Origin of the sequence: Mesorhizobium sp. M0030 (genome assembly GCF_040323695.1) — a bacterium.
In the GTDB taxonomy this organism is placed as follows: Bacteria; Pseudomonadota; Alphaproteobacteria; order Rhizobiales; family Rhizobiaceae; genus Mesorhizobium.
Genome location: NZ_JAMYVE010000006.1, coordinates 69,934 through 96,718 on the forward strand (window position 1 = coordinate 69,934; position 26,785 = coordinate 96,718).

The following is a 26,785-nucleotide window of genomic DNA, read 5'->3' on the forward strand; positions in this document are numbered from 1 at the left end:
TATTGGGTAATGACCCGGCAAGGGGCGGGGCCAAAATCACCTGCACATATTGGCCCTTGCAGGGGATCGTTGTAGAGAAACTGGATATTTTGCGCGAACGATGACGAAGCTGAGGTCACAGCTGCAAAAAGCAACGCGGTCGAGCAAAAGCTGCTACGTGCGGTCCCCACAACTCATCCTCCTCCACCAGTGATCCTATCACGCTCCGGCTTTTCTGAGAACGATATCTTTCGGTGGGCGTTCACTCGCACCACCTGCCACCACTACTGTCTACTAGTTGTACCCCAGTCGGGACGGCTTTTGTCGCGGAGCTCGCGATTTAGCCTGAGCTCGGCCCGGGCAAGGCGACCCGGCACAACATGCTTGTGAAGGCAGAGTGCAACTGCGGCAATGTCCGCTACTGCCGGTCCGTAGACCTGATGATGGTCTATGGCGGCGGCGTCGATCCCTTGAAGCTCAAGTTCGACTGCAACCGGTGTAAGCCGCAGATCAAAATCACCTTGCTGGAGGTGCATCCCGAACACCTGCCTGAGCGGCTGATGATCCACAAGCCCATGAAGGTCGACGGCAAGATCGTCTGGCATACCGAACGTTTCCGGGGATAGGCGATGGCCGCTGCACTTGAGTATCATCAAGCCGTCTATATCCCCGCACTGCGACCACTGCCGGCAGACGCGCGTCCTGCATGACGTGCTGTTGCAGGGGTGCGGGACGTCACCGGGGAGGAAGTAACGTTCATCCAGTGGAACGGGACAGAGCCACCAAAAGCCGCCCATCTGGACTCCAAGCCCTAGGCGTCGCATTCTCCCATCGGGGAGTGAGGGGCGTGGGCAAACGTCGCTACTACGCGGACAATGAATACAACCGCCGAAGGTATGGCAGGCGCTATCGTTCGCGCGACGCGCCGTTATGGCTAAAGATCGGGGCCTTCGGTGCGGTTGTGGCTGGCCTGCTGCCTTTGAAATCGGTCCCCCTGCTGTTGGCTGCGGCATCAAGGGCAATATCAGCTACAACACTGGCGAGCGCATCTATCACGTTCCCGGGCAGGAACATTATTCCGAAACCCGCATCAGCCTTTCGAAGGGCGAGCGGTGGTTCTGTTCGGAAGATGCAGCGCGCGCCGCTGGGTGGCGGAAGGCTATGCGCTAGCGTCGGCTCTAGCCGTTCTCGCAGCCTATCCCGTCGCCGTCTCGGTCGAGATCATAGATATCCGTGCCTATGACAGTGACCGGCCCGCGCACATATGCGGGGCCGTTGCCCTTTCCAGAGGAACAATCGACATCACTCGCAATCGGAACACAGGCCCCTGAGTAGTTTGGGTCGCAGGCTTCTTGGGCATGAGCGCAGCCCATGAAGGATGCCACGCAAAGAGCGATCGCGCCCCGTTTTGGGAACATGAACTTCGACCATACTTTCCATACAAAAGCGGGTGCCAGCGTCACCGAAAAGCTAGTACGAACGCCCAATCGGCTGTTACCATTCTGAGGCTACAGCTTCACAGCGCATGTCGGAAACCGACCTGCCTCCCGATCTGCCAGAGCTTTCGAGTTCTCGGCTTCGGACGCGCAGGCCCTTGCAAGCTTGACGCCGAATCCTTGGCCCTCCAGGCAGCGAACCATATATCGGTCTCTAAGGTCTTGGTTCACATCGTAGGTCGTCGTTGACCCCGGAATGTTTACCGCCCCGATGGTGTTGCAGGAGACGACTGTTCCGATCGTATTGCATTGCACTGTCCCGGGGTTGTTGTAGCCAGGATGGTAATCGGTTGCCATCGACTGCGGTATTTCTCTGAGCGACGCAATCTGACACTGGTCCTTAGCAGTCTGAGTTGCGTTTAGATCAACGCCCGGTTTGTAGACGATGTAAGCCGGCGCCGTCTGGCACCCCGCAACAGCAAGGATCACGATTATATAGCGCTTGCGCATAACATTATTCCCCGGATGGGCACTGAACGGCAAAAGCCACACCCCTGCAAGAGGCGCTTTACGATTTCTGCGAATACAAAATGGGCCGGCGTTGCGGTGGGAGGTTTCCTGATCAGCGGCGGCCGGACGGCAAATCAGGGCCACCGCAGTTCGAGCGGCAGCTGATTCTTCATCCTACTCCGTCGGCACATGTTTTTGTGGGCGAAGCTTCCTAGCCTTCGCCGAGAACACCATTTCAACGATCTTGAAAGACACCTTTTACGCCTTCGAGATCAGCAAGCGTTTGTTGCCTGGATGGCGAAACGTTCGATTTGGGAGCCGCAGCCTCCGCATTTCTACGCAGGAACGCTAGATGATCAACGGCCACATTGAGCTTGTCGGCTATCTCACCGACGCAATACAGCACAGCTCCAGACAGGATACTCGACAGCCCCAGAGCCCAAAGTGGAGGAAAGATAGTTGGTGCAGCAACCTGCCTCGAGGCAAAAATCCCGACAACCAAGCAGATCGCACAGATAGCAACTGAGAGTATTCCAATTTTCGCCATGGCGATCATTTTCGCCAATCCCCCTGACGTCTCACCCATAGATGCCGCAACCATGGCGCCGCGCAAGTTTACAGCCGGAAAGAACTCCCCGAAGAGAAGGCGAGGAACGGCTTAGACGCCCAATTGCACGGCCATCTTTTGTGTGGCCGCCGTCGTCCGGTCAATGCCGCTGGCGATCGACAGGAGATGCCGCTGCGGCGAAAGAAAATCGGAGTCGCCGCAATCGGCGACAGCGCGCTTGAATAGGGCTCGCATGGCGATGAGGCGCGACCTCGCCGTCACCAGATCACAGACCAGCATCGCATCTGTTGCCGTAACTTGATTTGAGACGGCTTTTCGGACCGCGATAAGCTTCGCGAATTCGGCCTTTTCGGCGCGGGTCAGCCAGCGAGGTGGTGGAAAATCAGGGGTTTTGTCGGTCATGGCGTCCATCGAAATTGTGGATCGGGGCCCGGGATCGGAAAATAAATGGTCTAGGAAATAAAACCTATGTATGACTCTTCGTCCGGTCTACATTCGTCTTCGGCTTCTGACATTTTATCGCCCCCGGGCGCCGCCACGCTGGCGCCACAGCGCGGCGGCAGTGGGCCTGAGAGGAAGGGGAAACGCCCAGGCCAACGACAGTTTTCAATGAATTGGGTAACGCTTCTTGATCCCTTCAATCGAACGCTGGAACCAGGTCTCCATCTGCCGTCGATAGGTGGCGAGACGTACGCTGATTTCGCGTTCGTTGATGTCCTGCTTCTTGAGGGTGGCTTCGTAGTCGACAAGAACTTTATCGCGAACCTTGCCAAGCGCCTCAGTGGCGAATGCAACTGCCTGCGACGGGGTCATAACTTCACCTTGGTGGCGCGGGCCTTCGCAACGCCCCGCTTGGCATCGTTTTGCGGGCCGGTCGCAAGTTCGAGCAAACGAACGCGGTTTGCCAGTGACTTGGTCTCTTTTTCGACGGTTGCCTTGATCACATCGGCGACGTCTTGCAAGAATTCGGGATCATCGATGTGAGCAGAACCAACGTTGTTCTCAGCCTTGGTCAAAGCTCTTGCCAGTCTGAGGACGGCATCAAGGTCTTGGCGATTGAGATGACTCGTCAATGCGTTCACGATTAAGCCTCCGGTAGGACGAGGCTTGAACGTAGCAGACCGTAGATCGGTGACCTGGAACGCGTTCCGCGACCGCTCGCGGTGACAGTTGGCGAACAGGTCGGATGGCAACCCCACAAGTGTCCTGATACCGACTGTGTCTAGATCTAAGGGCAATTTACCATGGCCGCTCACGAACCTGATTACAGCTTTCACGATGCGAGATGCGATCTCGCCAATTTCCTTCGGATCCTCGGAGTCCCATTCAGGCAATACGCCAGCAGTCAGGAATGCATCTCGGGCCTCTCCGACTTTGAGGGTCAGGGGGAATACGGCCTCGCCTCTTTCCTGTCGCGCTTTCCATTCCTCTTTCCGCTGCTTCGCGGTCTTGGCGGTGGAGACCTTGGATTTATCCGGCGCCGCCGATTTCGTATTTTTCCCAGTCTTTTTCGTGCTCATTTTTCATTTCCGTTCCGCTCCTTTTGTTTTGTTGATTTTTGGGTTTTTGATTTTTCGGTCTTGGCTTATCGGTTGGCGCCTCCATGATGGCGGCGCAGGCTTTCAACATTTCCGCCGGCCGGCGATTTAATTATGGGATTTTCGAATTTGCCGCTGTAAAGCTCGCCCCGAATTTTCGCGGCAAGCCTCGGAAATATGGAAATGATTTTCGCGGTCGGCCTATTTTCCGCCCAGGCGAAGAGGTCGAGTTGACGGGATTTCATGCCGCATCTCCTATCGTCCCGGATAGGGATTCAATATAATCATTACACTCTCCCTCCTCAGTTAGCCGGTACAGGATCATCATCCCTTTCTTGCCCGCCCGTGCCAGCAAGCCTTCCTCGATCAGGATGTCCCTCGCCCTGATCACACTGTTCCGGCCCAGCGGGATCAGCCTAGCCCTGGCCATGGCATCGGGGACAATGCCGAATAGCTTCCCAGGGATGTGGCCATGATTGCTTTGCAACACGGAAAAGAGGGAAAAGGCTTCACAGCCATGATCCCACCGGTGAAGTCGCTCCATAATTTTACGACGGATTAACATGACCGAATTCCGCCCTTCCCAAAGGTTTCCGGTGATCTTGTATTTCCAGACCGACCTCGCGATTTTCTTGACTTCGGAATCTGGAAAATCGGAGGGCATTTCCAAAATGATTGTGCGCAATGCCAGAAGGTCGGCCAGCAGATCATCATAGGTTTCGATATAGCGAGCGTATTCCAGCGCCTTGTTGAACAGCGTCTTGTTGCGCTTCCCAACAGGAATTTTACCGGTCCCGGTCCCAGTCCCGGCCTCGTGACGCTCGGCGCCGCGTTGATCCACAAATGACGGCAGTGCGGCGATAGATATAAGCCGTTTGACCGGGGCGTATTTGACCCCATCGACGCGTATCGATTCCGGACCGACGACATATTCGTTTCCACCCGCTTTGAAATCGATCCTGATACCGGGGAGTTCAACCGAAGGAAGCGGCTTGCCTGTATATTGGAAAAAGTAGTGCCGGCCCCGCCTGGTTTTGGTCTGGACCGGAGAGAGGCCGAAGTGCTTGCGCACATAATCGGTTGACTCGGGAGTGTCGGTGTCGACATCGACAACCAGCATGCCATCAAGCCTAATACCGAAGGCTTTGGATTTGCTTGCAAGCATTCTGTTTTGGACACTGAGCAAGGGCGCCCGTGCGCGATCCTTGAAGGTAAAGGTCGCCGCTTTCCCGTCTTCACCGCCGAGCGGCAAAAGGGAAAATCCGGCTCGATAAAGCCGGACCATTTCGGCCAGAGTCTCCGCGGGGATTGCATCGAGATCGCCTTCTGAATAAGATTGCTGCGATCCAGCATTTTCCTGAAATGACTTCGCCGACCGGGATTGCGCCCCTGGTCGGCGGTTATTTGCTGCCGCCATGCCCCGCCCCCTTGGCCTGCTCGGCGCGGATCTCTGCGGCGCGGCGGATGGCGTAGATGGCGACGACATTCTCGACGCCAAGCCGGCGACAGATGCTTGGCACCAGCGGTCGGTCGAAGGAATGAAAGTTCTTGGCCACAAGATCGGCAACGCGCTCGACCAATTCGAAATCGACGCGGGGCATTTACTCGCCCTCCTCTAGATCGACGTCTTTCGGATCGACCCTCGGAAGCGCGTCAAGGAACGCTTGGTAATCGCTGTCCGTCACGATTGTCCTGGAGCCTTGCTTGCGGACTACCAAGCGGCCGGCGGCAACCTCGTGATAAAACGCGGTCCTCTTTATTGGATGGATTTTCAGGAATTCCAGAACCGAATAGGCCGGCTTCCGAAAAACGGGAGCGACCTGTTCAAGATCAATCTTGACATTCGGGATTTGATTTCTCGTCTTCACCACCAACCTCCAAAAGAGGTGGCGGAAAACGAACACCCGCAACCCCTAAAACAAACTGTTTTTGGTTGCGGGCTATGCCCTGAAGGCGATTCACCGGGTGCTCCTGTTTCGACCCGGCAGCGAACTCCGAAGGCTCGCCTGTGTCAGTTTCCAATATGGGTTGATGGATTTACTGTCAACGATGCGCGTACACCAGCGAACAACTCGACGGCGGCTTCGACGCGTCACCGCGCGGCGGGAAGCCGCACCACATTCGAGTCTCCTTCCTGAGGAAGCGGCCGCACAATCGCCGCTCTGGTCATGTCTTCAAGGCCGTCCGAAATCCAGGCGCTGTAGTGTTTTTCGATCATCACAATGCTCGTGTTGTGATTGGCGGCGACAAGACGAATAGGCAGGTTTTCCCTTATGCATTTTACGATGCTGCTATGCCTCAAGCCGTAGGGAATGGTTCCCGGCAGCCCTGCCCTTTCCACAATCAATTTCCAAGGCCGCGCGAATTCGGCTGAGGCCGTCCAAGGGCCACGCTCGGACTTCTCCCAGCGTATCGCACCGGGAACCTGCCGGCTCCGCCAGCGCTCCAATAGTATGGCGTCTGGATCTCGTGCGGTGGTCGCGGGCAGAAGCATGCTGATGATATCGGCGTCCACAGGGAACAGAGTTGCGCCGGCGTGTCCCCCGCGCCCCTTACGGCTTGCGGGTATCAGTATGCGCGGCTTTGGGAGAGCCTGGCAGTCCCTTACCCTTATGCGGACAACCTGCGAAAATCTTGCACCGGTTCTAGCCAACACCACGATCAGCCTGAACAGGTCCCCATCCCACCCATCCTCTGCATCTATCTGCTTCGCAGCTATGATCAGTCGATCAACTTCAGCATCACTGAGGATCTGATTTTCGCGTGCCACCGGTTCGGCTTGGTCGTCATCGGCGTTGGGCGTCGCAAGGCCGCCTTTGATGACTGCCGGGACTGTTGCGGGCAACCGCTTCTTGTTCAAGGTGTAACCGCGATTCAAACCCGCCTTGAGGTCATTGACGAGCCGCCGCACGGTTGTTCCTTTCAGACTGCGCGGCAAGCCGTCGCGCCATCCAAAAAGATCGTCCTCACTCAGTTCGTGGAATTCAATCTTCGATATCGCGGCAGCCGGGATGGCATCTTGTTTGCCACGTCCATCTTGGCCGAGAAGATACCGTCGAAGGCGTTGGCCGGCATCAGAGCGCATCTGTCGACCGACCCGGTTCAAAAGCCTTTGGTCTCGGCCGGAGACATATTGCTCTACAATGTCCCCAACGGTCAGTACGGGGCCCGCCGCTATGACCTTTTCTCTGGTCCGTTCCTTTTCTACCAGTGTGCGTGCAGCACTATCGGCCGCCTTATAATCCAGTGTTCCCTTAGTGATGATGTCATCAGCCGCTCCAAGGGGCGCCTGTTTATATCCTTTGCCGACTCGCCACCGGACAAGCCACACACCTGCCCGTTTCCCAGCCCGTTTTCCCTTGCGATATCCAAGGTGCGTGTCCGGATCGATGGCGCGCCAGTGAACACCCAGCTCGAGGATTTTTCTCGCCTCCCTCGTAGTGAACAGAGAACTCGCCACCGTCTTCGACATGTCGCCCCCGCTTGCCAAACCGTCAAATATACGTCAAATATACATGGGCGAATGCCAACGAACAAGCGCGAACAGAAATCCAGCAAGATATTGATATTTATGGACACCAGCGAACAGGGGCGAACAACTTTCGTGTATTATATCGTCCCTTTCACGGCGGTAACAGGGGTTCGATTCCCCTTGGGCGTACCAGATCTTTCAGGAAAACAGGACGCCTCGCGGCAGCCGCCGAACTAGCAGCGGCTGGAAGGGTGGCGCGGCGCATCGGTTGAAACGGCGAACAGCGGCTGCCGTGCCGAGGTTTCCCTCGGCGCCTGCTCGCGGCAATCTCCGGCCACTCACCCTTGGTCGTGCGCTACCTGCGGCCAGCGCTGTAACGCCGCGTGGCCACCCTCGGTCAGCGCGTAGACGCCGCGCTCGGCCCTGGCGAACCAGCCATAGACATTGTCCAATAGGATGCTGGCCGCGCGCGGCGAAATCGCTTTCAGATCGCGCGGGCGTTTCGGCCCGTCGGTCATGGCTGCGGCGCAGGCCAGCGCATCCTGCCGGTAGGCCGTCATGATCGGGGCTCGCGAGCCACCGCCGACCACCGGATCGCCGCGCCGGCGCCGGTGTTCCTCCATCAGCCGCGAGCGCCGCTTTGGATCGCGACGCGGCGGCAGAGCGGCCGGGCTGAGCAGCAATTCGACCTCCCCCTTGCCGCTGACAGCCAGAAGCCCGAAGCCGAGCCGCCGGCACAGCGCGCGAAAACGGCGGTCGTGCTCGCGGCCTTTGCCACGCGCCGACATGCGCGCGGCCAGCCACACTTCGTCGCATGCCGCCGCGCGATCGACACCTTGCAGCACCAGTTCGAGGTTGAACTGCAATTTCAGTTCGCAGATGACCAGCACAGGCGGCTCGCCGTCGCGCACCGCCACGATATCGCAGTGGCCGACTTCGCCCTTCACCGTGAATTCCAGGCTCTCGAGAAACCGCTTCACCGGGATATAGAGAGACGTTTCCTGCATCGCGCAGGCATAGCCGATTCGGACCGGACCGGCACAGGGATCGCCGAGGGGCCGACGCCTTGCGCTAAACCGCCTCGATCCCACCATCTGCAAAAGCCATCCGTCAGGCAGGTTCTCCGGCGTGACGGTCCCGCCATAGCGCTCGACGATTTCCTTGGCGATGACCGACGTCGCCAGGGCCGAGCGCGACCAGTATTTCATCGCCTGTCTCGCGTTCAACAAGGCGCTCGCCGTGGCTGGGACGGCACGATCGACAGCGCAAGGCCCGAGATCGTCGACGCCAAGACCGGTCCACGGTTGGCCACAGTGAGCGCGTGTCGGTGCTCTGTTCGAAGCTAGAGGCGGGTGCGCGTCCGGCGCTGCCCCGGTGCGGCATCGTCCGCCTTGAAATTCATCTCGTCCTGGACCGCGGCAAAAAACCGGCGGACATCGTTGGCCGCCGAAGCTGCATCGCTGCCGGCTGCGACCGCCTTGTCGAGGAGTTCGCGCGCCGTGGCCTTCCAGAACGACGTGGCCGTGTCGCCGTGCAGTCTGCCCAGCCTTGCGGCGACCTCGCGCACCAGCACGGTCTGCCGATCTAGCGGGAAGGTACGCACATTGGCTGAAGACATGTTCTGCACCATGAAACCGACGCAACGAATCAGACGCTGCTCTATGGCTCATGCCTAGCTGTGAAGTCGGAAACGGAACCTTAACGCCGCGGAGTCCGCGCCGATTGGAACGAGTCGGTTGGCCGGCCTCCAGGCCAAGCAGAACTCTAGACCCTCAGGCCCCTCGCCTCGCCGGCGCGCTTGGCCGTAACCATCATATCCCTGGCCAGCAGGCCACTGACCCGGCAAAACGCCATGAAGGCGCGCCAGGCGTCCTCTGTCCTGACTACATCCACCGTGGCCCCGAAGCAGGCATTGAACGCCGCTTCATAGACCTTGCTCTGTCGCTTCTTTGGCCAGTCATGCAGGATATCCAGCGCCTGTTCGACGCTGTATATTTCCTCTACCGGCAGCCCGGGCGCGGGCGCGATGCGCACCGGCACCTCGAATTGCAATCTGTCCATTCTATATCTCCCGAACTGGCGTCGACCACAGCAACGCCGTTCGTCGTCAAAAGTTGCTTTGGCTGCTTTTGCGCGAAAATGTGTCGTCAGTGCGATCTCGGCATTCGGAGGAGATCGCGCACCTGGATGTCATCTGAGCGGCCGCGCAAGCCAGGAATATCGCCAGTATCAGTCCATTGCCGGCAGTTCTTCCTTGAACCTTGCGGCTTGCAGTGCCAAATCTGAGGAAATTTTCTAACGGGCTGATATGCGCCGCCCGCTTACAGGCAAACGGACACTATGGTCACCTATCTCGACGCCGCCACGGCACCCCTCAGGAATACCGGCCAGATCCGCCTCTATGCCGAGGAAGGATTTGCCGGCATGCGCAAGGCCTGCGATCTCACCGCGCGCTGCCTCGATGAACTGGTGCCGATGGTCCAGCCGGGTGTCACCACCGAGACCATCGACCGTTTCGTCTTCGAATTCGGCATGGACCAAGGCGCGCTGCCGGCGACGCTCAATTATCGCGGCTACACCAAATCGTCCTGCACCTCGATCAACCACGTCGTTTGCCACGGCATTCCAGACAGCAAGCCGTTGAAGGACGGGGACATCGTCAACATCGATGTCACCTACATCCTCGACGGCTGGCACGGCGATTCCTCGCGCATGTATCCCGTCGGCACCATCAAGCGCGCCGCCGAACGCCTGCTCGAAGTCACCCACGAGTGCCTGATGCGCGGCATCGCGGCGGTCCGGCCCGGCGCCCGCACCGGCGCCATCGGCGCCGCCATCCAGACCTATGCCGAGGCAGAGCGCTGCTCGGTGGTGCGCGATTTCTGCGGCCACGGCGTTGGCCAGCTGTTCCACGACGCACCCAACATCCTGCACTATGGCACCGCCTCGGAAGGCGTCGAGATGCGGCCGGGCATGATCTTCACCATCGAGCCCATGATCAATCTTGGCCGGCCGCATGTGAAAGTGCTGTCGGACGGCTGGACGGCGGTGACGCGCGACCGCTCGCTGTCGGCGCAGTACGAACACACGATCGGCGTCACCGAAACTGGCTGCGAGATTTTCACCCTGTCGCCAAACAAGCTCGACCGCCCCGGCCTGCCGCCGGTCAGCTGAAAACAAGATCGCCTCAAGCCGCGGCTTTGAGGCGCCGTCGCCGAAAAAACTCGACCGCGCGCTGCTTACCGCTCTAATCTGCCGTCGAAGCCTTCGGGGAGTGTGGGGGGTCGATGGGGAACAGCGGTGACGACGAACGGGGGTTCTTCTCCGAGCGGTGGCTTGAACCACCGGCGAAGGACAAGGCACCAAGAGACAAATCGACGGACAAGCCACACTATCACGGCCATCGCGACCGCTTGCGCGAGCGCTTCGTTGCCGGCGGCGCGGACGCCCTGCCCGACTACGAACTTCTCGAACTGCTGCTGTTTCGCCTGATCCCGCGCGTCGACACCAAGCCGATCGCCAAGGCGCTTTTGGCGCGCTTCGGCACTTTTGGCGAAGTGCTTGGCGCACCGGTGGCGCTGCTGCAGGAGGTGAAGGGCATCGGCCCCGCCGTGGCGGTCGACCTGAAGGTGATTGCCGCTGCCGCGCAGCGCATGGCGCGGACCGAGGTTCGCGACCGCGAGGTGCTGTCCAACTGGACGCAGCTTCTTGCGTACTGCCGCTCGGCGATGGCGTTCGAGAACCGCGAACATTTCCGCATCCTGTTCCTCGACAAGAAGAACGTGCTGATCGCCGACGAGGTACAGCAGGTCGGCACCGTGGACCACACGCCGGTCTATCCGCGCGAAGTGATCAAGCGCGCGCTGGAACTGTCGGCCAGCGCCGTCATCCTGGTGCATAACCACCCTTCCGGCGATCCGACACCATCGCGTGCGGACATCGAAATGACCAAGCAGATCATCGACAGCGCCAAGCCGCTCGGCATCGCCGTCCACGACCACATCATCATCGGCAAGAAAGGCAATGCCTCGATGAAGGGCCTGCTGCTGATCTGAGCCCGACGCTCGCCGGCGCCGTCAACCCAAACGCCACCGCTCGCGAGCCAATCAGCAACATTCCGGCTTGGCTCAAACGCCCACGCTTGCGGTGTAGAAGTGATATTGTGACGGAAGCGCCCGCTTCGGCGACAATGTCGTAGACTCGCGAATACGAAGCAGCCAGTTCCCGTCAGCCATTGCAGGAGATCTATTCAATGACGCTCGAATGCATAAATCCAAATGATCTGCCGATTCCGGAAATGTACTCCCAGGTCGTCGTTGCGACAGGAAGCAAGCTGGTGTTCGTCTCGGGCCAGCAGCCAGAAGACATACACGGCAAGCTCGTTGGCCATGGTGATTTCGCAGTCCAGGCGCGCCTGGCGTTCGGGAATCTTGGCCGTGCGCTTGCTGCCGCCGGCGCTCGGCCCGAGCAAGTCTGCAAGATCACGATCTACATCGTCGATTACAAACGCGACGAACACGTGCCGATCATCGAAGCGGCCCAGATCGAGCTGTTCGGCGATCACAAGCCGGCAAACGTAGTGGTCGGGATAGCGGTGATGTCTCCCGGCTACCTGATAGAGATCGATGCGATCGCGGTCATCGACCCGTAGGCCAAGCGAGGACGCGTCAAGTCGCCCAAACCAAATCCCGGAACTCGCTGCGAGATTGCCACGACCTTGATCTCTCCATCCATCCACGATCACATCGTCATCGGCAGGAATTGCGATGTCTCGATGAAGAGCCTGCTGCTCACCTGATCAACGTCGGAAACAGGAAACACGCAATGCCCCAGCCCGGCGACGAACCATGGCCGTTCGACAAGCCACGCGCAGCCCTCCTGGTCATCGACATGCAAAGCGACTTCGTCGATGAGGGCGCCGTCATGGAAGTGGCCATGGCCCGCCATCGCATTCCGGCGATGCGGCAGGTGGTCGAGCTTTGCCGCGCGCAAGGCGTCCCGGTGATCTACACCCAGCATGTGCTCAGCGACCATTTCGATATCTCGCCGCTGGAACCAGCTATCAGCCGAAGCTGAAAACCAAAGGCATGCGGGAAGGCAGCGCCGGCGCCGAAATCGTCGCCGCGCTTGCGCCCTTGCCTGGGGATGTCGTCATCAAAAAGCACCGCTACGATGCCTTCCACAACACGCAGCTCGAGACCGTGTTGCGCAACATCCGTGGCGCAGGCCGGGTCGACACGGTGATCATCATCGGCACCGTGACCAGCGTCTGCTGCGAATCCACCGCGCGGAGCGCCTTCATGCGCGACTACAAGGTGGCTTTCATCAGCGACGCCAATGGCGGACTGGACGAGGCATCGCACAATGCAACCCTCGACATCATAGGCAAGGTGTTCGGGCGCGTGATGACGGTTGCCGAGCTTGGGAACCTCTTGCGGAGCTGAGCCCGCGCGTCAGCTGGCGTGCGTCTCAAGCTCCGGCGCCGAGTCTGCCCTCAAGAAGGTCGCGCCGCTGCTGCAATTCGCCGGAGACGAATTTGGTGAAGGCGTGGACGCGCGCCGTGCGGCGCAAATCGTCGTGCACCAGCACCCATAGCGCCGAGCCGATCTCCTCGATCAGCCCTCCGACCCTTACAAGCCCGGGCAGGCTGTCGCCGAGATAACAGGGCAGCGCCGCAACCCCGATTCCGGCGCCCGCCGCATGCGACATCGTCACCAGGGAATCGGCGCGCATGGCGATCTCGACATCGGGCAGCGACGACCGCATCCAGCGGGCGACGCCGGTGTTGGCCAGGCTGTCGTCGGGCGCGATCCAGCGCAGCGCACCCAGTCTCGGCTCCGGGGGTAGCTTTTCGGCGTAGGAACGTGTCGCGTAGGCGGCGAAGGCGACGCCCGAAATGCGCCGGCCCACCAGGATTTCCTGCGGTTGCGACACCGGCCTGATCGCCACGTCTGCATCCCTTTGCGTCAGGTTGGCGATGGAATTCTGCGTCATCGCCTCGACCCGTATGCCGGGATGGAGCTTATGAAACGCCGCCAGGATCGGCGGCAGCACCGACGCCATCAGCGTGTCGGTGGTGGTGACCCGCAACCTGCCTTCGAACCTGAGATCCTGCCCCGACAGTTTGCGCGCCAGTTCATTGACCGTCTCGGCCATTGTGCGTGCCGCGCCCAGCAGTTCCTCGCCGCCCGCGGTGAGGGCATAGCCAGTCGGCAGCCGATCGAAAAGGCGGATACCCAGCCGCGCCTCGAAGGCGTTGACGCGCCGCAGCACAGTCGTGTGGTTCACGCCCAGGATCCGAGCCGCCGCCGCCAGCGAAGCGCCATCGGCGACGGCCAGCACCATGCGCAGATCTTCCCAGTCGATATCGCGTGAGCTGTGCATTCTTGCAGAAAGATAAAAGAAAGCGATGCGCTCTGCGAGTCAAAATGACGCTTCGCTGTGCAAAAACGCAGAGCAAGCGGGCGAATCGGCATGTCGATCTGCGCATGCACGCACGCCATATGGAGTCCGACGACAAAGAAACAGTCGCGGAGAAGAGCCATGACGCCGATAGAACTCTACACCTGCCAGACACCCAACGGGCACAAGGCCTCGATCATGCTGGAAGAGGTCGGCCTGCCCTACTCGGTCCGCTTGGTCGACATCGAAAGGGGCGACCAGACCAAGCCTGATTTCCTGGCGCTCAATCCCAACAACAAGATCCCGGTGATCGTCGACCGGGACGCCGGCCGCACGGTCTTCGAATCCGGCGCCATCCTACACTACCTGGCGCGACGGTCGGGCAAGCTTCAGCCGGTGGGCGCGCAGGAAGCGGACGATACGCTGACCTGGACCTTGTTCCAGGCGGCCCATGTCGGCCCGACGCTTGGCCAATTGTGGAATTACAAAGTCTTCGCGCCGGAAAAAATCCCTTACGTGATCGAGCGTTTTGAGCGCGAAACCGGACGTGTCTTCCGCGTTCTCGATAGCCGGCTAAAGCACCATGAGCACATTGTCGGCAAAAGCTACGGCATCGCCGATGTAATGACATGGCCATGGATCAACGCGGCCGTCACCAGGCTCGGCCTCAGCCTCGATGACGCGCCAGACCTGGCGCGTTGGTATGCCGCCATAGGCCGACGCTCCGCAGTTGTCAGAGGCATTGCCGTTCCCGCCCTGCCCGAAGCATCGGCTGCCGCTTAGATCATGATGAGATTTGGTTGAAATCTCATCATGACCTAACCCTTTGTTGTAGCATGATCTTTTCCAAAAACCGGCACCCACTTTTTGGGATCATGCCCTAGCCGCCGCACCTCGCATTCAAGGAATACGATCGTGGAAATCCTCTTCATCCCTCTGGCGCTTGTCGCCGGTGGCCTGCTTGCGGTGCAAGCCGGCGCCAATGCCCAACTTTCAAAGGCGGTCGGCTCACCCTTTGCCGCGACCACGCTTCAGCTCGCGGTCGGCGCCATCGTGCTGTTGTCGATCACGGCCCTCACCGGAACGACACCGGCTCTGCTTGCCGTTCGGCAAGCCGAATGGTGGCATGCGATCGGCGGCATGGCTTCGGCCTTCTACGTCGTTTCGACCATTCTTCTGTTCCCTCGCCTTGGCGCCGTCGTGTCCGTCGGGCTCTTCATCGCCGGGCAGATGCTTGCATCCTTCGCCCTCGACACGTTCGGCTGGCTCGGGATCCCCGAAGCCGGACTGCGAGCCGGGCCTGCCTTCGGCATGCTGGTTGTGCTTGCCGGTGCTGCCCTCATCGTTCTGGGACAGAAGGGCGCGGCCGACAATACCGCATCCTCAAGACCAGGGTGGATCGGACTGGCGCTGCTGGCAGGCGCCGTGCTTCCGGTGCAAGGCGCTATAAACGCCTTGCTTCGGCACGACCTTGGCGGCGCGCCATTTGCGGTCGGCACCATCTCGTTCCTGGTGGCGATGCTGGCCATGGCCGCGGTGCTTCTGATCGCGCTTGCCCTGACGAAGACGCCCCGCCCTCGCCTCGCCGGCCTGTCGTCGATGCCCTGGTGGGGTTGGCTCGGAGGTTTTGCCGGCGCCACCTATGTCACGACCGTGTTCACTGCCATCCCCGTCATCGGAGCGGCAGCTGCCGTCAGCCTGACGGTGGCCGGCCAGCAGGTCGCCGGCATCTTCGTCGACACCTTCGGCTGGTTCCGCCTGCCGCAGCGGCTTGTCTCCGGCATGCGGCTCGCCGGCGTCGTGCTGCTTTTGGCCGGGTGCATCATCATCAAGGCGCTTTGATCCCGCTGGAACAAGGCAAGCCGAATCAAACCAGCCCCTGCCCTCCCTGATTTGGGGGGTCAGGTGTCGCTCCGACATCACCAACGAAGCAAGGTCCGGGCGCCGCAGAAGCAATTTTTCGCTCCTTCCACAACCGGCTCTAGAATTTCGATCGCAAATCACGCATGATGCACTTGGTATTTTCCCGGGACGGCTTCGCGCCCCCTGAAATACCGGGAGGAACGGGACATGCCCATAGTGGTTGTACTCGTTTTGATCGTCGTGGGCTCGGTGTTGTTCCACTTCCTGAGCCCATGGTGGTGGACTCCGATTGCCTCGAATTGGGACTATATCGACAACACCATCATCATCACCTTTTGGATCACCGGCGTCGTCTTCGCCGCGGTCGTCCTATTCATGGCCTATTGCGTCTTCCGCTTCCGTCACCGCGAAGGCAACCAGGCGGCCTACGAACCGGAGAACAAGCGGCTCGAATGGTGGCTGACGATCGTCACCGGAGTGGGTGTTACCGCCATGCTGGTTCCCGGCCTGTTTGTCTGGAGCCGGTTCGTCAATGTTCCAAGCGACGCAACCGTGGTCGAAGTCGTCGGCCAGCAATGGCAGTGGAGTTTCCGCTTGCCCGGCAAGGACGGCAAACTCGGCACATCCGACACCCGCGACGTCACCGCTGAAAATCCGCTGGGCGTGATCGCCAAGGATCCCAGCGGCCAGGACGACGTCGTGGTCGAAGCGGCCGACCTGCATCTGCCGGTCGGCAAGCCGGTCAAGATGCTGCTGCGCTCGATCGATGTGTTGCACGATTTCTACGTTCCGGAATTCCGCGCCAAGATGGACATGATACCGGGCTCGGTCACCTATTTCTGGTTCACCCCCACCAAGACCGGGACCTTCCAGGTTCTGTGCGCCGAACTGTGCGGCCAGGGGCACCCGATGATGCATGGCATCGTCATGGTCGATACCGAGCAGGACTATGTGGCCTGGCTCGACCAGCAGCAGACGTTCGCGCAATTGTCGGCGCCGCAGCAGACGGGCTCGGTGGAACAGGCGCCGGGCAACGCGACGGCGTCAGCTCTAGAAGTTGCGGCAAAACTCGAAACTGTCGGGTCCCGCTGAAGGGCACGGAGGTGCTCCGCCTATGGTCGATATCACGCCTGCAGATGCCGTCCCGCCCGCCGAAGTCGCGGAAATGGAGCTTTACCATCCGCACAGCTGGTGGACGAAGTATGTCTTCTCGCAGGACGCCAAGGTCATCGCCATCCAGTATTCGGCGACCGCAACGGCCATCGGCCTGGTCGCGCTGGTGCTGTCCTGGCTGATGCGGCTGCAGCTCGGCTTCCCCGGCACGTTCGATTTCATCACCCCCGAGGCCTACTACCAGTTCATCACCATGCACGGCATGATCATGGTGATCTACCTGCTCACGGCACTCTTCCTCGGCGGCTTCGGCAACTACCTGATCCCGCTGATGGTCGGCGCCCGCGACATGGTCTTTCCCTATGTCAACATGCTGAGCTACTGGATCTACCTCCTTGCCGTGCTGGTGCTGGTGTCGAGCTTCTTTGCGCCCGGCGGACCGACCGGCGCCGGCTGGACGCTCTATCCGCCGCAAGCCATCATGACCGGTACACCTGGCGGCCAGGAATGGGGCATCATCCTGATGCTCGTCTCGCTGATCCTGTTCATCATCGGCTTCACCATGGGCGGTCTGAACTATGTCGTGACGGTGCTGCAGGCCCGCACGCGCGGCATGACGATGATGCGCCTGCCGCTGACCGTCTGGGGCATCTTCACCGCCACCGTCATGGCGCTGCTCGCCTTTCCGGCGCTGTTCGTCGCCTGCGTGATGATGCTGCTTGACCGCGCGCTTGGAACCTCCTTTTTCATGCCCGCGGTCGTCGAGATGGGGGAACAGCTACAGCACAATGGCGGCAGCCCGATCCTGTTCCAGCATCTGTTCTGGTTCTTCGGCCACCCGGAAGTCTACATCGTGGCGCTGCCGGCCTTCGGCATCGTCTCCGATCTGATCAGCACGCATGCGCGCAAGAACATTTTTGGCTACCGGATGATGGTCTGGGCCATCGTTGGCATCGGCGCGCTGAGCTTCGTGGTCTGGGCGCACCACATGTATGTCAGCGGCATGCACCCCTATTTCGGCTTCTTCTTCGCCACCACGACACTGATCATCGCCATCCCGACGGCGATCAAGGTCTACAATTGGGTGCTGACGCTGTGGCGGGGCGACATCCATCTCACCATACCGATGCTGTTTGCCATGGCTTTCATCGTCACCTTCGTCAATGGCGGGTTGACCGGGCTGTTTCTCGGCAACGTCGTCGTCGACGTCCCGCTGTCGGACACGATGTTCGTCGTCGCCCACTTCCATATGGTCATGGGTGTTGCTCCGATCGTCGTCATCTTCGGCGCGATCTACCACTGGTACCCGAAGGTCACCGGCCGGATGCTGAACGAGACGCTCGGCCGGTTCCATTTCTGGGTCACATTCCTCGGCGCCTACCTGATCTTCTTTCCCATGCATTACATCGGCCTGATGGGCGTGCCGCGGCGCTATGCCGAACTGACGGACGTGACGGTCATGACGGAGTCGGCGCATCACCTGAACTCGTTCATCAGCATCATGGCGTTCATCGTCGGCTTCGCCCAGATCGTGTTCCTGTTTAATCTTATCTGGAGCATCCGCCATGGGCGCGAGGCCGGTGGCAATCCATGGCGGGCCACGACACTCGAATGGCAAACGCCGCAGACACCACCCGCGCATGGCAATTTCGGCAAGGATCTGCCGATCGTCTATCGCTGGGCCTATGACTACAGCGTGCCGGGCGCGAAGGAGGACTTCATTCCGCAAAACATGCCGGGCACGTTCGGCCCCTCCAGGGAGCCAGCATGAGCGTCATCCTGGTCTTCCTTCTCGTGATCGCCGGCTTTGCCGGCTGGTGGCTCTCGCATCAGCGGCTGATGGCGAAACCATGGCTCGAGCAAGGTGTGGCAGGAGATTTTGTCGCCTTCGACCGATCGAGCCTGCCCACCGCCAAGATTGGCCTCGGTGTCTTCCTCGCCGTGGTCGGCTGCCTGTTTGCGTTGTTCACCAGCGCCTACTTCATGCGTATGGCGCTGTCGGACTGGCAGCCGCTGCCCATCCCACGCCTGCTCTGGCTCAACACCGGCATGCTGGTGCTGAGCAGCATCGCGCTGCAATGCGCCTCGATCGCGGCGCGCAAGCGCCAGATGGACACGGTCAAGCTCGGCCTTGCCGTGGCTGGGCTGACCGCGATCGCCTTCCTCATCGGGCAGCTCATGGCATGGCGGGACCTGACCGCCGATGGCTATTTTCTGGCCGCCAATCCGGCCAACAGTTTTTTCTACCTGATAACCGGGATGCACGGCCTGCATATAGTGGGAGGGCTGGTGGGCCTGAGCAGGACAACCGCCGGCGCCTGGAACGGGGCACGGCCGGAACGGCTTCGCCTCAGCGTCGAATTATGCGCCATGTACTGGCATTTCCTGCTTTTCGTCTGGCTCGCCATCTTCGCTCTTTTAGCCGGCTGGGCCGCGACGTTCATCGATATTTGCCGGCAGTTGCTGACCTAGGAGGTCGAGGAGCATGGCAGAAACGACACTGACGCATACCGGCCAAACGGAGACGCGGCCCGCAGGCTGGCAAGGCATCGCCGCCGATTGGTCCTCGGATCAGCGCGCGTTCAAGAACGTGTCCTGGGGCAAGGCCATGATGTGGATCTTCCTGCTCAGCGACACCTTCATCTTCGGCTGCTTCCTGCTCTCCTACATGACCGCGCGCGTCTCCACACGTGTGCCGTGGCCCAATCCGAGCGAGGTCTTTGCGCTTCGCATCGGCGGTTCGGACATTCCACTGATCCTGATTGCCATCATGACCTTCGTGCTGATATCGAGCAGCGGAACGATGGCCATGGCGGTCAATTTTGGCTATCGCCGCGACCGCCGCAAAACCGCAATCCTCATGCTTCTGACGGCAGCGCTAGGAGCCACCTTCGTCGGCATGCAAGCCTTCGAATGGACCAAGCTGATTACCGAAGGGGTACGGCCGTGGGGCAATCCCTGGGGCGCAGCCCAGTTCGGCTCGACTTTCTTCATGATCACCGGCTTCCACGGCACGCATGTGACGATCGGGGTGATCTTCCTCATCATCGTGGCGCGAAAGGTCTGGCGTGGAGACTACGACGTCGGTCGTCCCGGCTTCTTCACCAGCCGCAGGGGTCGCTACGAGAACGTCGAAATCATGGGGCTCTACTGGCATTTCGTCGACCTGGTCTGGGTGTTCATTTTCGCATTCTTCTATCTTTGGTGAGAGGCTGACATGGCTGAAGCAACCGCAAACGGCCTCGGGCAACACGCGCTGCACTCTGATCATGCGCATGAAGGGCCATCGACCGGCGTCGCGGAGGTTCATCAGGAACATCCGATCAAGCTCTATCTGGTGGTCTGGGCATGGCTGTTCATCCTTAGCGCCTGCTCCTACATGGTCGATTATCTCGGCATCCATGGCTATCTCAGATGGTCTCTGATCCTGATCTTCATGATCCTCAAGGCCGGGCTGATCGTCGCCGTGTTCATGCACATGGCCTGGGAGCGGCTGGCGCTTACCTATGCGATCATCCTGCCGCCGCTTCTGATACTGGTGTTCGTGGCGATGATGCTCTTCGAAGCGGACTACACGCTTCTCACCCGGTTGTCCTTCTTCGGACCGGGGCCCTGACGCACAGCTTCATCTCCGGTCAAAGACCGGAGATGAAGCTTCCCATCAGTTGATCTGCGGGGTCAGAGGCCGACCGTCCTCGCGGACGATGGCGGCTCCACAACCTTGCGGTAGACATGCCAGGTGGCGTGACCCAGGATCGGCAGGACGACCGCCAGCCCGGCAAACACCGGCAGCGAGCCTATGATCAGGGCGACGGCGACAATCAGTCCCCAGACAGCCATGGGGATCGGGTTCGCCAGCACCGCTCGCACCGACGTGTGGATGGCTTCGTAGGCGCCAACGTCGCGGTCGAGCAACAATGGGAAGGCGACAACCGTGGTGCACAACACCACCGCGGCGAAGACGAAGCCGATGGCGTGCCCCAGGACAATCAGAGACCAGCCGCGTCCGGTGGCAAATATTTCATTGATGAAGCCCGAAATCGATGCAGGCGGAGCCGGGCCGAAGAGATATTCGTAGAACACCTGCGCCGCCAAAAGCCAGGCGATGAAGATTGCAACCAGCATGATCCCGACTGCGGCGATGGCTGGCAGGGCCGGAGAATTCCTGACCTCGAAAGCATGCGTCCAGGAGGTGTCGAGCCCGGCTTCTCGTCTGCGGCTGATCTCATAGAGGCCGATCGCCGCGAATGGACCGATCAGCGCAAAGCCGGACACCAGCGGAAACAACATCGGCAACGCATTGGCGCCCGAAGTCCAGGCAGCGAGCACCACCCCGACAAGCGGATAGATCAGGCAGAGAAAGACGATGTGCGACGGTTTGACCATAAAATCGTCAACACCGCGCTTGAGCGCATCGAAAAGATCGGAAACACTGATTTTTCGGATTTTGGTGTGTTCCAGCGTTTCGCTGGCGCCTGCAATCACGTGAAAACTTGTCATGCCCGTTCCTCCAGACCAGGTCCGGCAAGGTCGCGGTTTCACGGTGCTGCCGTTCTGCATGACTGGCCACGCGAACCGCGACCTGCACCGCAATCAATATACTCCATTGACTGGAGCTTGTCGCCCGTTCTTACAAAAGGCTCCCGGAAGGCGAGGTTTCCGAACACAGCGTCATGCCGTCACCCTCCGGCTGACATGAATGCGCGTATCGCGATGGTATCGGCAAGCAGCACGGCAAAGATCGCGAAAAGATAGAAGATCGAATAGGCAAACAGCGCCTTGGCCGGCTTCATCTCCTTGTCGAGAATGACCAGGGCGTTCCAGGCATGCCAGATGAAACCCGCGCCCAATGCAGCCGAAACAATCCCATAGACCCCGCTCGTGAATCCGAACGCCCAGGGCAGCACGCCGATCGGTGCCAGGAGCAGTGAATAGGCGAAGATCTGCCTTCTGGTCGAGGCCTGGCCGGCCACGTTCGGCATCATCGGGATGCCGGCGGCGGCATAGTCGCCGGCCTTGAACAGTGCGAGCGCCCAGAAATGCGGCGGCGTCCACAGGAAAATGATCAGGAACAGGATGAGGCTTTCAATGCCGATGGCGCCGGTGGCCGCCGCCCAGCCGATCATCGGAGGAAGCGCACCCGCCGCGCCGCCGATGACGATGTTCTGCGGCGTCGAGCGCTTCAGCCACATCGTATAGATGACGACGTAGAAGAAGATGGTGAAGGCCAGCAGTGACGCGGCAAGCCAGCCCACCAGCACGCCGAGCGTCATGACCGAAAGTGCGGAAAGCACCAGGCCGAAGCCGAGCGCTTCGCCGGCCGTGACGCGGCCCGACGGAACCGGCCGCTTTGACGTGCGCGACATCAGCGCGTCGATGTCGGCGTCGTACCACATGTTGAGCGCGCCGGCCGCTCCCGCTCCAACCGCAATCGCACCTATGGCGATCACGGCGATGACCGGGTTCATCGCGCCGGGCGCCACCATCAGACCGACGAAGGCGGTAAAGACGGCAAGGGCCATGACCCGAGGCTTCAAGAGCGCAAAGAAATCACTGGCCGTCGCTTCCGAGAGGCGGACGCCGGTATCCTTGAGGCTTTCCTTGACCGACATTTGAGACGACCATCGATGGAAACCGGGCAGCCTAGAGCAATTCCAGGAAAAGTGTATGCGGTTTTCCGTCCGGAATTGCGTAAGAACAAAGAGATCGAGCGGATCGCCGTTTCCGTGAAACGGTGAAACGCTCTGGCCGGCCGAAGAGCCAGGTTACGGGGAAAATTGCTTCAGATAGGCGATGACGTTGGCGACGTCCTCGTCCTTCTTGAGGCCGGGAAACGCCATCTTCGTCCCTTTGACCATTGCCTTGGGGTCGTGAAGATACGTCGTCAGTGTCGGCTCATCCCATTTGACGCCGGATGTGCCGGCCGCGATCATGGCTTCGGAATATTTAAAATCCGGATGCGTGCCGGCCGTCCGGCCGATAACGCCATGCAACGAAGGGCCTATCTTGTTGGTGTCTTGGTCTGCGACGTGGCAGACCTTGCATTTGGTGAAGACCTTCTCGCCCGCCGCGGCATCCTGTGCCCGCGATGGATTGGCGATGAAAGTTGCAACGGAAACGACGGCGAAAAACGCAACCAAGCGCATGGCATTCCTCCCTGATCGTCAAATTTGCCTGAGACGGTCTGCACATGCCGGTAGCACCAGCATGCGCCCTGCACGGCAGAATAGATTCTCCGCTTCTCCCCAGATGGAATTGCGCCACCTGTGTACCACAGAATATCGCCGGCAGGTAGAACAGGTCGACCGTACAAAGGTTCAGGTCGTCCGTGGTGGCTCAAGAGACCGCCACAACGAAAAAGGCCGCCTCGAGGGCGGCCTTGTCTGATCTTGTCGTCAGGCGCTTATTCGGCGTCCTTGGCGGCCTTCTTCTTCGGGGCTGCCTTCTTCTTCGGCTCTTCCGCGTCGTCGGCCTTTTCAGCCTTGTCGGCCTTCTTGGCAGCGGCCTTCTTCGCCGGCTTGGCCTTGGCGGTATCGCCCTCTTCGTCGTCAGCCATCAGCTCTTCCTTGCTGACCTTGACGTCGGTGACCGAGATCTGGCTGAGCAGATGGTCGACGACCTTCTCCTCGAACATCGGCGCGCGCAGCGTGTTCAGGGCTTCCGGATTGCTGCGATAGAACTCGAAGGCCTCCTGCTGCTGGTTGGCCGGGTAGCGGCGCACCTGCTCGAACAGGCCGCGCTGCAGTTCCTCGTCGGAAACGGTGACGCCGGCCTTCTCGCCGATCTCGGCCAAAACCAGGCCGAGACGCACGCGGCGCTCGGCAAGCCGCAGATATTCGGCGCGTGCCTCTTCTTCCGTCGTCTCCTCGTCGGCGAAGGTACGGCCGGCGGCTTCGAGATCGCGGTTGACCTGGGTCCAGATGTTGTTGAACTCGGCATCGACGAGCTTCGACGGCGCCTCGAACGAATAGGCCGCGTCAAGCTGGTCGAGCAGCTGGCGCTTGACCTTCTGGCGGGTCATCGAACCGAACTGGTTCTCGATCTGGCCGCGCACCACGTCGCGCAGGCGCTCCAGCGATTCCAGGCCGAGGTTCTTGGCCATCTCGTCGTTGATTTCCAGCGCGCCGGGCTTGGACACTTCCTTGACGGTGACGTCGAAGGTGGCTTCCTTGCCGGCCAGATGCGCTGCCTGGTAGTTTTCCGGGAAAGTGACCGTGACCTGCTTCTCGTCGCCGGCCTTGGCGCCGATCAGCTGGTCCTCGAAGCCCGGGATGAATTCCTTGGAACCCAGAACCAGCGGCTGGTCGGTGCCGGCGCCGCCGGAAAAGGCCTCGCCGTCGATCTTGCCGAGATAGTCGATCAAAACGCGGTCGCCTTCGGCGGCCTTGCCGGTCTTCGGCTCGAAGCTGCGCGCCGATTCGGCAACGCGCTGGACCTGCTCGTCGATCTCGCTGTCCGGCACTTCGAATACCTGGCGCGTCACCTTGATGTCGGAGAAATCCTTGATCTCGATCGCCGGGATGACCTCGTAGTTGAGGCGGAATTCGAAGTCGGCGCCGCCGGCCAGGATCTTCTCGGCCTCTTTCTCATCTTCCGTCATGATCACTTCAGGTTGCATGGCGGCCTTTTCGCCGCGCCCCGTGATGATCGAACGGGTCGAATCGTTGAGGATCTCATTGACCACTTCGGCCATGAACGACTTGCCGTAGACCTTGCGCAAATGCTGCACAGGCACCTTGCCGGGACGGAAGCCGTTGATGCGGACCTTGTTCCTGGCGTCGGACAGCCGCGCCATCAGCTTGGCTTCCATATCACCGGCCGGCACGGTGATCTTGATCTCGCGCTTGAGACCGGAGTTGAGCGTTTCGGTGACCTGCATCGTAAAACCTTTATCTTCACCAAAGAGGCTGCCACGGCGTCTTGCCGTTCACAGCCTGCCGGTACAATCTTGCCGGGAATGGCTTTTGGTACGGAACCTGGCGATTTGACCGAAATTACGGCTCAAATTCTTCCAAACTGCGTTCCAAGATGTGAATAAGTTCTTGTTTTTCCTACTTCTTATCACATTCTGCAGAAGCGGATCGGCGCGTCCCGTCACATTTGACACGCCTTTTGTCACAGGCGAGGCCAATTTTCAACCATCTTCGCGTTGCAGCGAATGACCGCCCCAACGGCAGACATTTTCGCCCCGACATTGACAGAATGATGGCTACATGGGATTGCCGACAAATGCGGATGTGGCGGAACTGGTAGACGCCCTGGATTTAGGTTCCAGTGCCGAAAGGCGTGGGGGTTCGAGTCCCTTCATCCGCACCACCCTTCGCTCTATCGAGCTTCGGGTGGCAGGCCACCCAGGAGCTTGATAAAGCGAAGGGTGTCCTCCGAAGCCGTGGCGTAGGAGGACTGGCGGCGACGGCCTACACTTCAAACACTTGACCGGTAAACCACTCCGCCAATTTCGCCAGCTCCGGCCCCAGCACCCGGTCGGCGTCGACCGGCGGCACGATCTTCCTGATATCCGCGACAAAATCCTGCAATGCCGGCGGCGCGGCGCGTTCAGTCACGTACAGGGCCTGCGAGGCGATCATCGCCAGCATCGCCATTGCCGCATCGAGGCAGCGGCCGGCCGTCGCTTCCTTGGTCCAGGCGAAGAATGCGGTGGTGGCGACGTCGTCCTGGCCGGCGCCGGCCGATTCGGTGCCCGGAATGAAGGTGCGCTGCGCCGCGAGTTTGGCCTGTTCGAGATAGCCGGTGATCGCCATCGGCACATAGCCGACATTGCCGTGCCCGTCGCTGTCGGCCCAATGCCGCCCGGTCATCAACAGGTCGGGCAGCAGCGACACCTTGCCGTTCAGCAGCTTTGAGGCGTGGCGGTCGCAGAGCAGGCAGAGATCGGCCCAGATCGCCGCCAGATCGTCGAGCGCCGGCGTCGCCATGGCATTGTGATAGCCGCCGGTCGAGATGCAGCGCCCCAGCGGGTGCGCCGCGTCGGGCGGGATATAGACTGGATTGTCCGAGATCGAGGCCAGCGATACGGTCGCCGCCTGCTCGGCGCCGGCCAGCGCCCGATGCGCATGGCCGAGCACACGCGGCACGATGCGGTAGCTGACCGGCGCCTGATAATTGCGCCGTCCATCCCCTGCGCCGACCAGAAACTGCCGCAACCCTTGCAAGGCGGCCGCTTCGTGTTCGTCGCCCCAGAGCCCGTCGAGCGCTGCATCATAATGCTCGAGCGGCGCACGAAACGCTTCGATCGACAGCGCGAACACCTTGTGCGCCATGGCGAGGCGACGACGCGCGGCAAGTGCTGCGTCCGTCATCAGTGCCGCCGCGCAGGGCGAGCCGTTGATCAGCGAACCGCGCTCCTTCACCTCAAGCTCAAGGCTGGCGGTAAGCGCAGCAAACAGCGGATAGAGCGCCAGGATCTCGCCGGCGCCACCCTGCCCTTGCGACGGCACCACCGGCATCGGGCCGCCGTCGAGCATCGCCGCGACCGCCCGTGCGATGCGCGGCGTGGTCGCGGCATTGCCTTCGATAAAGTTGGTCAGCCGCGCCAACACGATCGCCCTTACGACGCGCTCAGGCAATGGCTCACCGAACGATGTGGCGGCAGCAAAAGCCTTGATGCGCGCATGGCGGTCGCGCTCGTCAAGTTCGAGCTTGCGGCTTGCCAGCTCGTGCCCATCGCGGTGGTGACGCCGTAGATGACCGGCGGCGGATCGGACTCAATGAGTTTCAGGAACGAGGCGCGGCATTCGGCAATGCGTTGCAAGGCCTTGTCGCCGATTTCGACCGTGTCGTTTCTCCAGGCGACGCGCAAAACGGCATCGAGATTGATATCTTCGCGCGTCGTCACCGTAATCGGCATTGTCTTCGCCCGTCTGGTTTGCATGAGGGCGAAGCG

At 60.5% G+C, this 26,785-nt stretch carries 32 protein-coding genes, 1 tRNA gene and 1 pseudogene; 15 read left to right on the forward strand and 19 right to left on the reverse strand.

Features of this window, described 5'->3' with window-relative positions; genetic code table 11:
- Positions 1-359: 359 nt before the first annotated feature.
- Positions 360-605 (forward strand): hypothetical protein, encoded by a 246-nt coding sequence (locus tag NKJ80_RS14410; RefSeq protein WP_352497777.1) that lies wholly within the window; start codon positions 360-362, stop codon positions 603-605.
- Between the two features lie 379 nt (positions 606-984).
- Positions 985-1,149: pseudogene (locus tag NKJ80_RS31455) on the forward strand (sunset domain-containing protein); the annotation flags it as partial.
- A 1,011-nt stretch (positions 1,150-2,160) separates the two neighbouring features.
- On the opposite strand, the gene NKJ80_RS14415 reads toward NKJ80_RS31455, so the two are convergent.
- The 12 genes from NKJ80_RS14415 to NKJ80_RS14470 all read right to left on the reverse strand — a co-directional run bounded on the left by NKJ80_RS14415 (position 2,161) and on the right by NKJ80_RS14470 (position 9,564).
- Positions 2,161-2,481, reverse strand: a complete 321-nt coding sequence (locus NKJ80_RS14415) for a hypothetical protein (RefSeq protein ID WP_352497778.1) — start codon at positions 2,479-2,481, stop codon at positions 2,161-2,163.
- A 102-nt stretch (positions 2,482-2,583) separates the two neighbouring features.
- Complete coding sequence (locus NKJ80_RS14420) at positions 2,584-2,895, reverse strand: hypothetical protein (RefSeq protein ID WP_352497779.1); 312 nt, start codon at positions 2,893-2,895, stop codon at positions 2,584-2,586.
- Between the two features lie 204 nt (positions 2,896-3,099).
- A complete protein-coding gene (locus NKJ80_RS14425; RefSeq protein ID WP_352497780.1) occupies positions 3,100-3,306 on the reverse strand; it encodes a hypothetical protein in 207 nt (68 codons plus the stop codon).
- Complete coding sequence (locus NKJ80_RS14430; protein WP_352497781.1) at positions 3,303-4,013, reverse strand: hypothetical protein; 711 nt, start codon at positions 4,011-4,013, stop codon at positions 3,303-3,305. The genes NKJ80_RS14425 and NKJ80_RS14430 overlap by 4 nt, the downstream gene beginning before the upstream one ends.
- 65 nt (positions 4,014-4,078) lie before the next feature.
- The gene (locus NKJ80_RS14435; RefSeq protein WP_352497782.1) at positions 4,079-4,276 is read right to left on the reverse strand and encodes a hypothetical protein; all 198 of its coding nucleotides are present in this window, start codon (positions 4,274-4,276) and stop codon (positions 4,079-4,081) included.
- Complete coding sequence (locus NKJ80_RS14440) at positions 4,273-5,448, reverse strand: bifunctional DNA primase/polymerase (protein ID WP_352497783.1); 1,176 nt, start codon at positions 5,446-5,448, stop codon at positions 4,273-4,275. The genes NKJ80_RS14435 and NKJ80_RS14440 overlap by 4 nt, the downstream gene beginning before the upstream one ends.
- On the reverse strand, positions 5,432-5,632 hold the full coding sequence (locus NKJ80_RS14445; RefSeq protein ID WP_352497784.1) for a hypothetical protein: 201 nt from the start codon (positions 5,630-5,632) through the stop codon (positions 5,432-5,434). Before NKJ80_RS14445 ends, NKJ80_RS14440 begins: the two co-directional genes overlap by 17 nt.
- Entirely contained in the window at positions 5,633-5,899 is a 267-nt protein-coding gene (locus NKJ80_RS14450) for a hypothetical protein (protein ID WP_352497785.1), read from the reverse strand.
- A gap of 224 nt (positions 5,900-6,123) precedes the next feature.
- On the reverse strand, positions 6,124-7,503 hold the full coding sequence (locus NKJ80_RS14455; protein WP_352497786.1) for a site-specific integrase: 1,380 nt from the start codon (positions 7,501-7,503) through the stop codon (positions 6,124-6,126).
- A 338-nt stretch (positions 7,504-7,841) separates the two neighbouring features.
- Positions 7,842-8,510, reverse strand: a complete 669-nt coding sequence (locus NKJ80_RS14460; RefSeq protein ID WP_023688243.1) for a DUF2161 domain-containing phosphodiesterase — start codon at positions 8,508-8,510, stop codon at positions 7,842-7,844.
- A gap of 335 nt (positions 8,511-8,845) precedes the next feature.
- Positions 8,846-9,121 carry a DUF6074 family protein gene (locus NKJ80_RS14465; RefSeq protein WP_023667652.1) on the reverse strand — a complete coding sequence of 92 codons (276 nt, stop codon included), beginning with the start codon at positions 9,119-9,121 and terminating at the stop codon, positions 8,846-8,848.
- Between the two features lie 146 nt (positions 9,122-9,267).
- A complete protein-coding gene (locus NKJ80_RS14470; RefSeq protein ID WP_352497787.1) occupies positions 9,268-9,564 on the reverse strand; it encodes a DUF982 domain-containing protein in 297 nt (98 codons plus the stop codon).
- 279 nt (positions 9,565-9,843) lie between these two features.
- Between NKJ80_RS14470 and map the strand changes: the two genes are divergently transcribed.
- The 5 genes from map (at position 9,844) to NKJ80_RS14495 (ending at position 12,947) form a co-directional block, all read left to right on the forward strand.
- The gene (gene map / locus NKJ80_RS14475) at positions 9,844-10,677 is read left to right on the forward strand and encodes a type I methionyl aminopeptidase (RefSeq protein ID WP_352497788.1); all 834 of its coding nucleotides are present in this window, start codon (positions 9,844-9,846) and stop codon (positions 10,675-10,677) included.
- Positions 10,678-10,790: 113 nt separating this feature from the next.
- The gene (gene radC / locus NKJ80_RS14480; RefSeq protein ID WP_023705983.1) at positions 10,791-11,558 is read left to right on the forward strand and encodes a RadC family protein; all 768 of its coding nucleotides are present in this window, start codon (positions 10,791-10,793) and stop codon (positions 11,556-11,558) included.
- Between the two features lie 197 nt (positions 11,559-11,755).
- Positions 11,756-12,154, forward strand: a complete 399-nt coding sequence (locus tag NKJ80_RS14485; RefSeq protein ID WP_023681625.1) for a RidA family protein — start codon at positions 11,756-11,758, stop codon at positions 12,152-12,154.
- Between the two features lie 173 nt (positions 12,155-12,327).
- A complete protein-coding gene (locus NKJ80_RS14490) occupies positions 12,328-12,579 on the forward strand; it encodes an isochorismatase family protein (RefSeq protein ID WP_023729888.1) in 252 nt (83 codons plus the stop codon).
- 11 nt (positions 12,580-12,590) lie between these two features.
- On the forward strand, positions 12,591-12,947 hold the full coding sequence (locus tag NKJ80_RS14495) for a cysteine hydrolase family protein (protein ID WP_023729889.1): 357 nt from the start codon (positions 12,591-12,593) through the stop codon (positions 12,945-12,947).
- A 25-nt stretch (positions 12,948-12,972) separates the two neighbouring features.
- Here the strand turns inward: NKJ80_RS14495 and NKJ80_RS14500 are convergent, their stop codons facing one another.
- Positions 12,973-13,887 (reverse strand): LysR family transcriptional regulator, encoded by a 915-nt coding sequence (locus tag NKJ80_RS14500; RefSeq protein WP_352497789.1) that lies wholly within the window; start codon positions 13,885-13,887, stop codon positions 12,973-12,975.
- A 159-nt stretch (positions 13,888-14,046) separates the two neighbouring features.
- On the opposite strand from NKJ80_RS14500, the gene NKJ80_RS14505 reads away from it, so the two are divergent.
- From NKJ80_RS14505 to NKJ80_RS14535, 7 genes are all read left to right on the forward strand, one after another.
- Entirely contained in the window at positions 14,047-14,688 is a 642-nt protein-coding gene (locus NKJ80_RS14505) for a glutathione S-transferase family protein (RefSeq protein WP_352497790.1), read from the forward strand.
- A 132-nt stretch (positions 14,689-14,820) separates the two neighbouring features.
- On the forward strand, positions 14,821-15,747 hold the full coding sequence (locus NKJ80_RS14510; RefSeq protein ID WP_352497791.1) for a DMT family transporter: 927 nt from the start codon (positions 14,821-14,823) through the stop codon (positions 15,745-15,747).
- 228 nt (positions 15,748-15,975) lie between these two features.
- Positions 15,976-16,860, forward strand: a complete 885-nt coding sequence (locus tag NKJ80_RS14515; protein WP_023667661.1) for a cytochrome c oxidase subunit II — start codon at positions 15,976-15,978, stop codon at positions 16,858-16,860.
- A gap of 22 nt (positions 16,861-16,882) precedes the next feature.
- On the forward strand, positions 16,883-18,652 hold the full coding sequence (gene ctaD / locus NKJ80_RS14520) for a cytochrome c oxidase subunit I (RefSeq protein ID WP_023681631.1): 1,770 nt from the start codon (positions 16,883-16,885) through the stop codon (positions 18,650-18,652).
- Entirely contained in the window at positions 18,649-19,353 is a 705-nt protein-coding gene (locus tag NKJ80_RS14525; protein WP_352497792.1) for a cytochrome c oxidase subunit 3, read from the forward strand. The genes ctaD and NKJ80_RS14525 overlap by 4 nt, the downstream gene beginning before the upstream one ends.
- Positions 19,354-19,366: 13 nt before the next feature.
- Entirely contained in the window at positions 19,367-20,089 is a 723-nt protein-coding gene (locus NKJ80_RS14530; RefSeq protein ID WP_023667664.1) for a heme-copper oxidase subunit III family protein, read from the forward strand.
- A gap of 9 nt (positions 20,090-20,098) precedes the next feature.
- Entirely contained in the window at positions 20,099-20,497 is a 399-nt protein-coding gene (locus tag NKJ80_RS14535) for a cytochrome C oxidase subunit IV family protein (protein WP_023667665.1), read from the forward strand.
- Between the two features lie 62 nt (positions 20,498-20,559).
- Here NKJ80_RS14535 and NKJ80_RS14540 read toward each other — a convergent pair whose 3' ends face one another.
- From NKJ80_RS14540 to tig, 4 genes are all read right to left on the reverse strand, one after another.
- Positions 20,560-21,381 (reverse strand): DUF2189 domain-containing protein, encoded by an 822-nt coding sequence (locus NKJ80_RS14540; RefSeq protein ID WP_023823004.1) that lies wholly within the window; start codon positions 21,379-21,381, stop codon positions 20,560-20,562.
- 179 nt (positions 21,382-21,560) lie between these two features.
- Positions 21,561-22,493 (reverse strand): heme o synthase, encoded by a 933-nt coding sequence (locus tag NKJ80_RS14545; protein WP_023688232.1) that lies wholly within the window; start codon positions 22,491-22,493, stop codon positions 21,561-21,563.
- Between the two features lie 153 nt (positions 22,494-22,646).
- The gene (locus tag NKJ80_RS14550; protein ID WP_023667668.1) at positions 22,647-23,027 is read right to left on the reverse strand and encodes a c-type cytochrome; all 381 of its coding nucleotides are present in this window, start codon (positions 23,025-23,027) and stop codon (positions 22,647-22,649) included.
- 257 nt (positions 23,028-23,284) lie between these two features.
- Positions 23,285-24,760 carry a trigger factor gene (gene tig, locus NKJ80_RS14555; protein WP_023697608.1) on the reverse strand — a complete coding sequence of 492 codons (1,476 nt, stop codon included), beginning with the start codon at positions 24,758-24,760 and terminating at the stop codon, positions 23,285-23,287.
- Between the two features lie 352 nt (positions 24,761-25,112).
- On the opposite strand from tig, the gene NKJ80_RS14560 reads away from it, so the two are divergent.
- Positions 25,113-25,197, forward strand: a tRNA-Leu gene (locus NKJ80_RS14560).
- Between the two features lie 101 nt (positions 25,198-25,298).
- On the opposite strand, the gene NKJ80_RS14565 is transcribed toward NKJ80_RS14560, so the two are convergent.
- Both NKJ80_RS14565 and NKJ80_RS14570 read right to left on the reverse strand, forming a co-directional pair.
- Entirely contained in the window at positions 25,299-26,555 is a 1,257-nt protein-coding gene (locus NKJ80_RS14565) for an aromatic amino acid lyase (RefSeq protein ID WP_352497872.1), read from the reverse strand.
- On the reverse strand, positions 26,450-26,749 hold the full coding sequence (locus NKJ80_RS14570; protein WP_352497793.1) for an aromatic amino acid lyase: 300 nt from the start codon (positions 26,747-26,749) through the stop codon (positions 26,450-26,452). The genes NKJ80_RS14565 and NKJ80_RS14570 overlap by 106 nt, the downstream gene beginning before the upstream one ends.
- Between the last annotated feature and the right edge of the window lie 36 nt (positions 26,750-26,785).